The organism is Agreia sp. Leaf335, from assembly GCF_001423605.1.
Taxonomy (GTDB): domain Bacteria; phylum Actinomycetota; class Actinomycetes; order Actinomycetales; family Microbacteriaceae; genus Agreia.
This window is the reverse complement of sequence record NZ_LMOQ01000001.1, coordinates 205,032-216,338: the sequence shown is the minus strand read 5'-3', so window position 1 is coordinate 216,338 and position 11,307 is coordinate 205,032. Positions and strand designations below refer to the sequence as shown.

At 67.2% G+C, this 11,307-nt stretch carries 10 protein-coding genes and 2 tRNA genes; 5 read left to right on the top strand and 7 right to left on the bottom strand.

Annotated features, from left to right (window positions below; genetic code table 11):
• The first annotated feature begins 97 nt into the window (after window positions 1–97).
• Together ASF79_RS01085 and ASF79_RS01080 are read left to right on the top strand one after the other, a co-directional pair.
• Window positions 98–811 (top strand): IclR family transcriptional regulator, encoded by a 714-nt coding sequence (locus ASF79_RS01085; RefSeq protein WP_055850990.1) that lies wholly within the window; start codon window positions 98–100, stop codon window positions 809–811.
• 66 nt (window positions 812–877) lie between these two features.
• Window positions 878–1,663: an SDR family oxidoreductase gene (locus ASF79_RS01080; protein WP_156366117.1), complete on the top strand. Its 786-nt coding sequence runs from the start codon at window positions 878–880 to the stop codon at window positions 1,661–1,663.
• On the opposite strand, the gene ASF79_RS17505 is transcribed toward ASF79_RS01080, so the two are convergent.
• Window positions 1,629–2,462 (bottom strand): cupin domain-containing protein, encoded by an 834-nt coding sequence (locus tag ASF79_RS17505; protein WP_200933508.1) that lies wholly within the window; start codon window positions 2,460–2,462, stop codon window positions 1,629–1,631. The two genes, ASF79_RS01080 and ASF79_RS17505, sit on opposite strands and share 35 nt — an antisense overlap.
• A gap of 265 nt (window positions 2,463–2,727) precedes the next feature.
• Between ASF79_RS17505 and ASF79_RS01070 the strand changes: the two genes are divergently transcribed.
• Together ASF79_RS01070 and ASF79_RS01065 are read left to right on the top strand one after the other, a co-directional pair.
• Window positions 2,728–4,434: a histidine-type phosphatase gene (locus tag ASF79_RS01070; protein WP_082495611.1), complete on the top strand. Its 1,707-nt coding sequence runs from the start codon at window positions 2,728–2,730 to the stop codon at window positions 4,432–4,434.
• Window positions 4,382–5,302, top strand: coding sequence for a phosphatase PAP2 family protein (locus tag ASF79_RS01065; protein WP_162239051.1), 921 nt, complete (start codon window positions 4,382–4,384; stop codon window positions 5,300–5,302). Before ASF79_RS01070 ends, ASF79_RS01065 begins: the two co-directional genes overlap by 53 nt.
• A 98-nt stretch (window positions 5,303–5,400) precedes the next feature.
• Here the strand turns inward: ASF79_RS01065 and ASF79_RS01060 are convergent.
• From ASF79_RS01060 to serS, 5 genes are all read right to left on the bottom strand, one after another.
• Window positions 5,401–5,489 (bottom strand) — tRNA-Ser (locus ASF79_RS01060).
• 61 nt (window positions 5,490–5,550) lie between these two features.
• Entirely contained in the window at window positions 5,551–6,780 is a 1,230-nt protein-coding gene (locus ASF79_RS01055) for an LCP family protein (RefSeq protein ID WP_082495609.1), read from the bottom strand.
• 52 nt (window positions 6,781–6,832) lie between these two features.
• Window positions 6,833–6,920, bottom strand: a tRNA-Ser gene (locus ASF79_RS01050).
• Between the two features lie 67 nt (window positions 6,921–6,987).
• A complete protein-coding gene (locus ASF79_RS01045) occupies window positions 6,988–7,794 on the bottom strand; it encodes an HAD family hydrolase (RefSeq protein WP_055850979.1) in 807 nt (268 codons plus the stop codon).
• Window positions 7,791–9,053 (bottom strand): serine--tRNA ligase, encoded by a 1,263-nt coding sequence (gene serS, locus ASF79_RS01040; protein WP_055850973.1) that lies wholly within the window; start codon window positions 9,051–9,053, stop codon window positions 7,791–7,793. Before serS ends, ASF79_RS01045 begins: the two co-directional genes overlap by 4 nt.
• Before the next feature lie 71 nt (window positions 9,054–9,124).
• On the opposite strand from serS, the gene ASF79_RS01035 reads away from it, so the two are divergent.
• On the top strand, window positions 9,125–10,108 hold the full coding sequence (locus tag ASF79_RS01035) for a diacylglycerol/lipid kinase family protein (protein ID WP_235500592.1): 984 nt from the start codon (window positions 9,125–9,127) through the stop codon (window positions 10,106–10,108).
• 3 nt (window positions 10,109–10,111) lie between these two features.
• On the opposite strand, the gene ASF79_RS01030 is transcribed toward ASF79_RS01035, so the two are convergent.
• Window positions 10,112–11,296, bottom strand: coding sequence for an epoxide hydrolase family protein (locus ASF79_RS01030; RefSeq protein WP_055850965.1), 1,185 nt, complete (start codon window positions 11,294–11,296; stop codon window positions 10,112–10,114).
• Between the last annotated feature and the right edge of the window lie 11 nt (window positions 11,297–11,307).

The following is an 11,307-nucleotide window of genomic DNA, read 5'->3' as shown; positions in this document are numbered from 1 at the left end:
TGGAGCGTTCTATAATCGAACGCAGTGTTCGATTATCGTTCGCTGGAGCGTAGCGCGACACTCGTGCAGACGCAATCACCTCGATCCCGGGAGCAGCATGAGCACCCTCGACTCCGCGGCCGGCTCGGTCTCGCAGACCCTCGATCGCGGAATCCGCATCCTGGAATTACTGGCCGATGCCCGGCGCCCACAGAGCATCGACGATATTGCCGCCGCCCTCGAGGTGCATCGCTCGGTGGCCTACAGACTCATTCGAACGCTCGAAGCGCACGGTCTCGTGGTGCGAGAGACGTCGGGCCGACTTCAACTCGGTGCGCGTCTGGCCGCCCTGGCCGCCGGCGTCGCGCACGATCTGCAGGCCGAGGCCCTACCCGAACTCACCGCTGCCGCGAACGATCTCGGCATGACGTGCTTCCTCGTCGTGCTCGACCGCGACGAGTGTGTGACGCTCACGAGCGTCGAGCCGCGACACGCTGTGGCGACGGTCGCTCAGCGGCCGGGCACGCGGCATCCGGTCACCGCCGGAGCGCCGGGCAAGGCCATACTCGCCCAGCTGCCCGAGCGGGACTGGCCGACAGGAGTCGACGAGGCGCTGGCCACCGAGGTTCGCGAGGCCGCCACGAGACGCTGGGCGGAGAGTCAGAACGAGGTCATCTCGAGCCTGCACGCCGTGGCGGTTCCCCTGTCGATCCGCGGGCGCGCACCCGCCGCGATCGCCGCGGTGTACCTGCCGAACGGTCACGAGGCGGCGGCCGTGGCCGAACGGCTCACACGCTCCGCGAACGCGGTTCGCGCCGCGCTCGGCGCGTGACGCCGCATACTCTTAGTCGCACCGGCCCCTGCGCCGCTCGCGTCGCCACCCGTGAAGGAGCCACCTGTGAACACCCTCTCGTCACGCGTCGCAATCGTGACCGGAGCCGGAAGCCCCGGCGGAATCGGATTCGCCGCCGCCCTCGCGCTCGGCTCCGCCGGTGCGCGCATCGTCGTGACGTCGACCAGCGATCGCATCTTCGACCGGGTCAACGAGCTTCGAGCACAGGGCATCGAGGCCATCGGTGTCGTGGCAGACCTCACAGCTCAATCAGGCGTGAATGCCGTGGTCACGGCTGCGACAGACGCGTTCGGCACGGTCTCGGTGCTGGTGAACAACGCCGGCATGACCTCTGTGTCCGACCCCGACTCCCCCGGCTCCATCGACGAGATCTCCTCGCGTCAGTGGCAAGACGCGGTCGACCGCAATCTCACGACCGCCTTCGGCATGGTCCGCGCGGTCGTCGGCACGATGCGCGCCGCGGGATACGGGCGGATAGTGAACGTCGCATCCGTCTCCGGCCCCGTGCAGGCCTACACGGGCGACGTGGCCTATCACGCCGCCAAAGCAGGTCTCGTCGGACTCACCCGGGCCGTCGCCGTCGAGACGGCATCTGCCGGAATCACGTCAAATGCCGTCGCTCCCGGCTGGATCGATACCGCCTCGGCGACCGATCACGAACGCGCCATGGGCAGAGCGACGCCGGCCGGGCGCCCGGGCACACCCGACGAGGTGGCCGCGGTGATCGCCTTCCTCGCCTCGGAAGGAGCCTCGTACCTCACGGGCCAGGTTCTCGTCGTCGACGGGGCCAATTCGATCAACGAGGAGCGCGGGCCCGTTCTGCCTCGATGAGCCGCTCGAACACCTCGGCGTAGCTCACGCGCACCCGCTCCCACGAGGCACCCATGTCGAACAGCATCGGGTCGTCGATCGGCAGCGCGTAGCCCGCCTGAGCGTGCGGCACCGGGTCACCGGGAAGCACGAGGGTCTGGATGTAGGCACCCGTGTCGACGTTGAAGGTCAGCGTGTGCGACGCCACATTGCGGTCCCAGTCGTCGGACGGCCACGACAGGAATGAGACGTGCCGGGGCGGCATGCCGTCGCCGAGCGGAGTGGCCGAGACGTAGCTTCCGTAGTGCTCCTCACCCGGAGAGAGGATCTTGTATGCGCCGTTGTCGAGGTAGATGAGCAGAGCCTCGGGAAAGGGTTTGGGACCGTACATCGCGGTGTAGCGGAAAGCCTGCGCGAAGACGGGCTTGCCGAGCGGCACGGCGATCGACGAAGCGCCCGCCTGGGGAGTGGCCGCTGAGGCCTTCTCGCCCGGGGCCGGGCACGGCACGGCAGCCTCGGAGCCCGCCGGGATGTGCGACAGGAAGAGAAGCTCGGCCTCGTCGTCGCCCGTGCTGTTCGCGATATGGGCGATGTCGGGCTTCTCGACGAGCGGTGTCGCGATCTCGAAGATACTGTCGCGATCCGCGGTGGAGTGGCTGATGGCGCCGCGCACCAGAAAGCCCGTCTGCCAGCCGTCGTGATAGTGCCATCCGGTCGACGTGCCGCTGGGAAGGACGACGCGTCGCACCTCGAACCGGCTTCCATCGGGACTCTGGATGCTGGCGAGAATCTCGGTCGACGGTGATTCCGGTTCGTTCACGAACGCTCCCTGTCTGCTTCGCGTCGAGGCGATGCCGTCGACGGTGGGGCCGCTCCTCGCGGGCAGTCCATTTTCGGGGGCCGTCCTGGCCGAAGCCTGAGATCGCGGCTCTCAGCACACACCGGGCGCGCCGACACTGTGTGTTCACGTCTACGACAGCGGCCGGTCACGTGGGCGACATAGCCTTCGCCTGTCGTGAACGCGACTACCCGTCTCGCGCCACCTGCTTACCCCTGCGTGCGCGACCTTCCCGCACAGGATTCCGATGCTGACCAAGACCCCCTTCCCTGCGAGCTCCCGAGCTCGATCCCGCACACTCCTCGTCGCCGCGAGCGCACTCGTACTGGTGCTCGCGGGTTCGGCGGCGCCCGCCATGGCGGCATCCGGCACCGGCACGGGCACCGACCCCGCGTCGAACCGCACGTACTACAGCAGCAAGACGCCCTACGTGCCGCAGCAGACGCCCGCCGAGCTGCAGGCACCACCGGCCGGATTCGTGCCTGTCTACACGGAGTCGGTGGCCCGCCACGGATCGCGAGCGCTGTCGAGCTTCAAGTACGACTCGCTGACCACACAGGTCTGGGAGCAGGCTCGTTCGGAGGGCGCTCTCACCGAGCTGGGCAGCACCCTCGGCCCCGAAGTGCAGAAGCTGACGGCCGCGAACCAGAAGCTCGGCTACGGCAACCTGACCGGCCAGGGCGCGACCCAGCACCGCGGCATCGGCAGCAGGGTCGTCGAGCGGCTCCCCTCGCTGTTCGCGGGCATCGATGCCGGAACGGACACCGTCGCCGTCGAGAGCTCGGGCGAGGCCAGGGCCACGGCATCCGGCAAGGCGTTCGAGAAGGGCCTCGAGCAGGCCGACCCCCTGATCGCCTCCCACCTGCCCGCCGCCATCGCGAAGCGCCCCGACACCCTCTACTTTCACAAAGAAGACATCAACGCCGACTACCAGGAGTACGCCGACAGCGCGAAGGTCAGCGACGCGGTCGATGCCATCTACGACCAGCCCCGCAGCCACGAGGCCTCGCGTGAGGTGCTCGAGCGGCTGTACACACCCGCGTTCGTCGACCGGCTCGCGGCCGGCGCCTACCACTTCGTGGACGGCGGCGACGGCAAGACGACCGTCGACAACGAGGTCGACGCGGCGATGATGCTCTACAACCTCTACATCATCGCGCCCGACATGACCGAGGAGGTGCAGGTCGATTTCGACCGCTACTTCGCCGGTGCCGACGCCGAGTGGTTCGCGTACCTGCTCGACTCCGACGACTTCTACGGCAAGGGCCCCGCCTTCGCCGGAAGCGACATCACCTACAAGATGGCCACGCCCCTGCTCACCGATTTTCTCGACTCGATCGACGCCCGGCTCGCCGGCTCCACCACGGCGGCGACGTTCCGCTTCGCCCACGCCGAGACGATCATCCCGTTCGCGGCGCTCATCGGCCTGCCCGGCTCGACCCAGCCCGTGACACCGGATGCGCCGTACTCATACGCCACGAACGCCTGGCGCGGCGAGACGGTCACCCCCATGGCGGCGAACGTGCAGTGGGACGTCTTTCGCGACGCCAGCGGTCGCGCCATCGTACGCATGCTCTACAACGAGCGCGAGATCGCCTTCCGCTCCAGCTGCACACCGATCGCCCCCGGCTCCCTCTTCTACGACGTGAGCGAGGTGCGCCGCTACATCACGGGGCAGGTCGCGGATGCCTCCGTCACTCCCCCGAGCGCGATCTCCGATCCGGCCACCCCCGCGGCAGGCGGAACGAATGGCTCGGCCACTCTCGCGGCGACGGGCGAGGATGCGACGCAGCGCGATCTGCTCATCGGCTTCGCCGTCGCTCTGCTCGCCGCCGGTGCGATCGTGCTGCGCAGAAACCGGAGGCACCACACGCGTCCGACACCGGCTAATGTGCATGGGCATGACGTCATCGCGTTCTCGGGGCCGCGGGGAGGCACATCCCCGCTCCGGTGATGCACGCTCGACGCCCGTCGTAGCCGGTCGCCCGGCCCGGCGATGGCTCGTCACGGCCGTCGCCGCGGTCGTGCTCCTGGTTGGCGTCTACATCGTCGCCGTGCTCACGCCGTGGGGACAGCGCTGGGAGAACTCGGCTCTGACGGGCTCCGACCGGGCCTCGCCCGAAGAACAGGCGCAGGCTCTGGATGCCCTGGCGGCGATTCAGATCTGGTCTCTAGCTGCTGCCCTCGCCGCGGTAGCGGTGATCGGCCTGCTCAGGCGTCAGGCACGCACAACAGTCATCGCCCTCGCCGTCGTCCTGGCCGGCGCCGGGGGTACGGAGGCGCTGAAGCGCTGGATTCTGCCGCGCCCGGATCTCGTTGAGGCACCCGTCGATCTCGTTCAGAACAGCTTTCCGAGCGGACACACGGCCATCGCGATGACCACGATGGTGGCGGTGTTTCTCGTCGTGCCCTACCGGTGGCGCGGCTGGGCGATGTTCGTCGTCATGACGTGGGCGACCAGCATCGGGCAGTACACCGTCACCGCGCACTGGCACCGACTGTCAGACACCGTCGGCGCTGATCTCATCGCGGTGATCCTCGGCAGCGTCGCGGCCTACTGGCTGCACCGTCGAGGACTCGTGCGCGTCGTCGCTACGCGTCGGTACGGCGGACGGGTCGTCTACGTCGTCGTGACGGCGGTTCTGGGAACCCTCTCTCTAGGGCTGGGAGCGCTTCTGGTCTGGGTGTCGATCAACCAGGAGATCTCCGGCGGTTCGGGCGATCACAACGCATTCCTGGCCACGCAGGTACTGGCGGGCGCCTTTTCGACCGCTGCAGCGCTCGTCTACTGGGCGACGTGGCATCGGCTCGAGGTCGCCTAGCCCACACCCTGCCTCTGTGCGCTGCTGGCCGTGGATACACAAAAACCCGCTTGGCCAGAACAGCCGAGCGGGTTTCACCGCGTGATAAACACGTAGTGCGGAGACGGAGGGATTTGAACCCTCGGTGGGGTTTCCCCCACTCCACCTTAGCAGGGTGGTGCACTAGGCCGGACTATGCGACGTCTCCTTGGCTTGCGCCTCAGCAATCATAGCCGACGTCGGCCGAATCTCTACTTCCGGCCTATAGCTCAGTAGTCGAAGCCCTTGGTGCAGGTGTATTCGGCGGCCGATTGGCCGGTGATGCTGTTCGGCAGCACAGTCGCGGCCGAGCCCGGGTCGGCGGTGGTGCCGGATGCCGGGGGCAGGGCATTCGGATCGACCTCGGCTCCCACGCCGGTGTTGCCCGCCTCCGCGACGATCGGCTGATCGGCCCGGATGGCGGCGAACATAGCTTCGGCATCGGCGGCGTTGGGCTGCACCTTGCCGGAGTACACGCCCGAGCCACCCGTCGACCCCGGATACGCGTAGAACCCGATGTCCTCGAGCGGAATGTCCTTGAGGGCGAGGGCGATCGAGACCATGGTGTCGGGCGAGCTCAAGCTCGTCGAGATCTGCATGTTGCTCGCGGCCGCCTTGGCCAGACCGTAGAGCTTGGTGACGTCGGTGAGCGTGTCCGAACTCTTGATGGTGCGCACGAGCGACGACAAGAAGACCTGCTGCGAGCTGATGCGACCCAGGTCGCCGCCGTCGCCGACGCCGTGTCTGGATCTCAGGTACTGGAGCGCATCCACACCCTGCAGCTGGTGCGTACCCACGGGCAGATGGGTGTTCGTCCACTCGTCGTCGATGGGCGACGCCACGCACACGGGCACACCGCCGACAGCGTTCGACATCTCGATCACGCCGTTGAACTGCACCTCGGCGGCGAAGGGGATCTCGAGCCCGGTGAGCTTCTCGACCGTGAGCACCGTGCACGGCAGCCCGCCGTAGAGCAGGGTGACGTTGATCGGCTGCGCCGACATCGCATCGCTCGTGCCGCCGTCGCCCTCGGGGCATTCGGGGATCGAAACGACGAGGTCGCGCGGAAAGCTGATGACCGAGGCACTCGAGTGATCCTGCGAGATGTGCAAAAGCATCGTCACGTCGTTCAGGTTCGAGGTCTCGTCGCCGTAGGCCTCGCCTTGACCCACGCGACTGTCGCTGCCGACGAGCAGCAGATTGACCCCTCCGTCGATGGCGGCGATGTTGGGTGGCGCCGCGTCGGTCTTGTCACCCTCGAGGGCGACGACGGTCAGATCGTTGCGCACGTCCCAGGTGGCGATCGCAGCAATCGAGACACCGCTGACGAGAAACACGGTCAGCGCGAGACCGACGGCCCTGAAGAACGAGGCGATCGCGGTCGATGTGCGCTGACGGCCATGGCGAATGGCGGTGGGTCGAGACGAGGGCGTGCGTCGACGCGTTGAATCTGCCCTCACTCGGTCCTTTCATGCACACGGTCTCGGATCGACCATGGTCATCGGGGTGGAATGGCGGAGGGCTAGGGATTCGAACCCTAGAGACATTTCTGCCCACCAGTTTTCAAGACTGGCTCCATCGGCCGCTCGGACAGCCCTCCTTGCCCGGCAGAACCAGACAAGCCACGATTCTAACCGAACCGCATCCGTCGGTGGGTCAGGCAGTTCCTACACGAACGTACGAAGGGCGACGGCCAGGCCGTCGTCGTGCACGGATGCCGTCACCTCGCTGGCCACGGCCAGCACGTCGTCGGGCGCCTGGCCCATCGCGACGCCGCGGCCGTGTTCGCCGGCCCAGGTGAGCATGTCGACGTCGTTTCGCCCGTCGCCGATCGCGAAGACCCGGTCTCGCGGAACATCCAGAAGCTCGCGCACCCGCTCGAGGCCTGTTGCCTTGTTCACGCCGTCGGGCGCGATGTCGAGCCAGGCAGTCCAGCCGATGGCATAGCTCACCTTATGCAGGCCCATGCGCTCGACCAGAGAGAGAAAGTCCTCCATGTCGTGATCGGGCGAGATCACGACGACCCGGGTGGCTTCGATGGTGAGCAGCTGCTCGAACGGCACCGCTCGGCTACCGACGTCGGCAGCCGTCACGGGGAACGTGCCGTAGTAGCAGAAATTGCCCTCTTCGTCTTCGACGGCGAAACTCGCCTCGGCGAGATGAGCCTTGATCTGCGTGAGCACGGGCCCGGGATCGAACGTCTCGACGAACTCGCGGCGGTATCCGACCGGAGCCGTCTCGTCGCGCTTGAGCGTGATCGCGCCATTGGAGCACACCACGTACTCCGGCGTGATCGACAGCTGGTCGAGCATAGGCAGCGTCGACGCCACCGAGCGACCGGTCGCCAGCATGATCTCGTGGCCGAGAGCCGACACACGAGCGACCTCGTCCCGCACAGCGTCGGTCAGGGTGCCGTCTTCGTAGATGATCGTGCCGTCGATGTCGAGGGCCAACAACCAGCGGTCGTCGGTCACTTCGGCTCGATCCTCTCGACTCCGTTGAGATACGGGCGAAGCACCTCGGGCACGATCACCGATCCGTCTGCCTGCTGATGGGTCTCGAGAATGGCGACGATCCAGCGGGTGGTCGCCAGGGTGCCGTTCAACGTCGCGACCGGTGCCGTCTTGCCGCTCTCGGTGCGGTAACGGGTGTCGAGGCGGCGGGCCTGGTAGGTCGTGCAGTTCGAGGTCGACGTGAGCTCGCGGTACGCATCCTGGGTGGGGATCCACGCCTCGATGTCGTACTTGCGCGCCGCCGACGAGCCGAGGTCGCCCGCGGCCGTGTCGATGACCCGGTAGCTGAGCCCCAGATCCTGCATCATCTGCTCCTGGAACGAGACCAGCGCGAGGTGCTCGTTCTCGGCGTTCTCGGGCAGCACGTAGCTGAACATCTCGAGCTTGTTGAACTGGTGCACGCGCAGGATGCCGCGGGTGTCTTTTCCGCCCGACCCCGCCTCGCGTCGGTAGCACGTCGACCAGCCGGCGTAGCGCTTCGAGCCGCCCTCGAGGTCGAGGATCTCGTCGGAATGGAACCCCGCGAGCGCCACCTCACTCGTGCCGGTGAGATAGAGGTCGTCGGCGGGAAGGTAGTAAATCTCGTCGGAGTGCTCGCCGAGGAATCCGGTTCCGGCCATGATCTCCGGGCGCACGAGCGTGGGAACGATCAGGGGAACGAAGTCGTTCTTCTCGGCCCGATCGAGGGCAAGCGTCATCAGAGCGAGCTCGAGGCGAGCGCCGATTCCGGTGAGGTAGTAGAAGCGGGCTCCCGAGACCTTGGCACCGCGCGCCAGATCGAAGATGCCCAGGCTCTCGCCGAGCTCGACGTGGTCTTTGGGCTCGAAGTCGAACGAGGGGCGCTCGCCGACCTCCCGCAGCGTCACGAAGTCGTCTTCGCCGCCGACGGGCACGCCGTCGATGATGGGGTTGGCGATCTGCCGGACGATCGTCGTGAACTCAGCCTCGGCATCCGTCGCCCGCTGACTCGCGGCCTTGACCTCGGCGGCCAGCGACTGCGCCTCGGCGACCAGGGCCTTCTTCTCGTCTTTGGCTGCCTGCGCGACCTTCTTGCCGAAGGCGTTCTGGCTCGCTCGCAGGTTCTCGAACTCGCCGATCGCGGCGCGGCGGGCGGCATCGGCCGACAGTGCCGCGTCGACCAGGTCGACGGAGTCGCCCCTCGCCGCCTGCGATTGGCGGAGGACATCGGGATTTTCGCGCAAGAGTACGGGATCGATCACCGCTCAAGCCTACCTTTTGCCGCACGCGCGCCCGGATGGCCGTTGATGAACAACGCGGTAGCTTTACACTCGTGGCCACAATCGAAGAACCCGCAGAGCCCCAGCGGGCCGCTGTCGTGTACAACCCGATCAAAGTGGATGTCACGAAGCTGCGGGCCGAGGTCAACCGGGCCGCCAGCACGGCCGGGTTCGAGAAGACCCTCTGGTTCGAGACCACCGTCGACGAGGCCGGACAGAGCCTCACCCGGCAGGCGGTCGAACAGGGCGCGACCGTGGTGATCGCCGCGGGCGGAGACGGCACGGTCAGGGCCGTCGCAGAGGGATTGCGCAATACCGGCGCGGCGCTCGGCCTGCTTCCGAGCGGCACGGGCAACCTGCTGGCCCGCAACCTCAACATGGGCGTTCCGCACACCGAGAGGGCGCTCGGCATCATCTTCACCGGCAAAGACCGGGTGATCGACCTGGGGCTGGCCGCCATCACGCGGGCCGACGGCGAGGTGCAGGAACACGTCTTCCTGGTCATGGCGGGCCTGGGGCTCGACGCCAAGATGATCGCGAACACCAACTCGAAGCTCAAGAAGGCCGTCGGCTGGCTGGCCTACGTCGACGGCGTCGGCCGCTCGCTGCCCGAGCTGCGCCCCGTGAAGTTCCGCTTCTCGATCGACGGCGCCCCCTGGAAGTCGACGTCGGCGCACACAGTGATGGTCGGCAACTGCGGGGTCCTCCCCGGCGGCGTGCTCCTCATTCCGGATGCCAGGCTCGACGACGGCGTGCTCGACATCATGGCGTTGCGCCCCGAAGGCCCCTTCGGCTGGCTCAAGGTGTGGAACAAGATCGCCTGGGAGAACGGCGTGCTGCGTAAATCGGCGGCCGGGCGCAAGATCATCGACCTGTCTCGCGACGTGCGCTCGGTGACCTACCGAACAGGCAAAGACCTGCAACTCGTCGTCGCCGAGCCGGAGGAGTTCCAGCTCGACGGCGACGAGTTCGGCGAGGTCACCGCCGTGCACAGCTGGGTCGAGCCCGGCGCGCTGCGCGTGAAGGTGCCCGCGTAGATTTCAGGCCCGAGGGCGCAGGGATCGCAAGAACTCTCGGATGTCGTCGACCAGCATGGCCGGCTCCTCGAGCGCGGCGAAGTGGCCGCCACGATCGGTGACATCCGTCCAGCGCACGACCGAATTGGATGCTTCGACGAAGCGTCGGATGCCGATGTCGTGCGCAAAGCAGATGACGCCGGTCGGCACGCCGGAGATGGCAGGAACGTCTCCCCACCCGGAGTTCTGGGCGTAGCCGACGTAGGCGGACGAACCAGCACTCGCCGTGAACCAGTAGAGCGATGCGTTGGCGAGCAGAGTGTCGAGGCCGACGACCTCGTCGGCGGGAGCATCGGTCGGGTGGGTCCAGGCCTGGAATTTGTCGACGATCCAGGCGAGCTGCGCCACCGGGGAGTCGGTGAGCAGGGTGCCGACGAGTCCCGGGCGGGTCGACTGCAGGGCGATGTAGCCGAACTCGTGGCGCATGAACTCGGCGACCCGTCGCATCCGGTCTCGCTCGAGCTCTGTCAACGTCGATGCCGACTCATCGTCGAGTTGCGAGACGAATGCCGAGGCGCCGTTGATGTGAACGCCGAGGGTTCGATCGGGTGCCACCCGGCCGATCTCCGGCGCGATCAGAGCACCGATGTCGCCGCCCTGCGTGGCGAATCGTTCGTAGCCGAGTCGAGTCATCAACTCGACCCACGTCTCGGCGATGCGGCGGGTGGTCCAGCCTGCCGAGGACAGCGGCGTCGAGAACCCGAACCCGGGAAGCGAGGGGACGACGACGTCGAAGGCGTCGGCTGCGTCGCCTCCGTGCGCGACCGGGTCCGTCAGCGGCCCGATGATGTCGAGGAACTCCAGGAAGGACCCTGGCCAGCCGTGCGTCAAGAGCAAGGGAACCGCGTTCGGTTCGGCCGAGCGGACGTGCACGAAGTGGATGACCTGTCCGTCGATGCTCGTCGTGAACTGCGGCACCTCGTTCACCCGGGTCTCGAATGCGGGCCAGTCGAACGTCTGCCACGCGGAGACGAGGCGACGAAGTGTCGAAGCGGGCACGCCCGTGCTCCACGAGCCGCCCGGCAGACGTTCATCGGGCAGGTCGGCTGCGAAGCGCGTCGAACGCAGTCGACTTCTCAGATCGGTGAGGTCGTCGAGCGGAACAGAGATGCGAAAAGGGAGGACGTCAGTGGAGTCGGATCGAGTCATGACCCCAGCGT

What these genes read in the sequence shown, in the direction of transcription:
- ASF79_RS01085 (WP_055850990.1), top strand. Translation starts at nt 98, where the DNA reads ATGAGCACCCTCGACTCCGCGGCCGGCTCGGTCTCGCAGACCCTCGAT.
- ASF79_RS01070 (WP_082495611.1), top strand. Translation starts at nt 2,728, where the DNA reads ATGCTGACCAAGACCCCCTTCCCTGCGAGCTCCCGAGCTCGATCCCGC.
- ASF79_RS01065 (WP_162239051.1), top strand. Translation starts at nt 4,382, where the DNA reads ATGACGTCATCGCGTTCTCGGGGCCGCGGGGAGGCACATCCCCGCTCC.
- ASF79_RS01030 (WP_055850965.1), bottom strand. Translation starts at nt 11,296, where the DNA reads ATGACTCGATCCGACTCCACTGACGTCCTCCCTTTTCGCATCTCTGTT.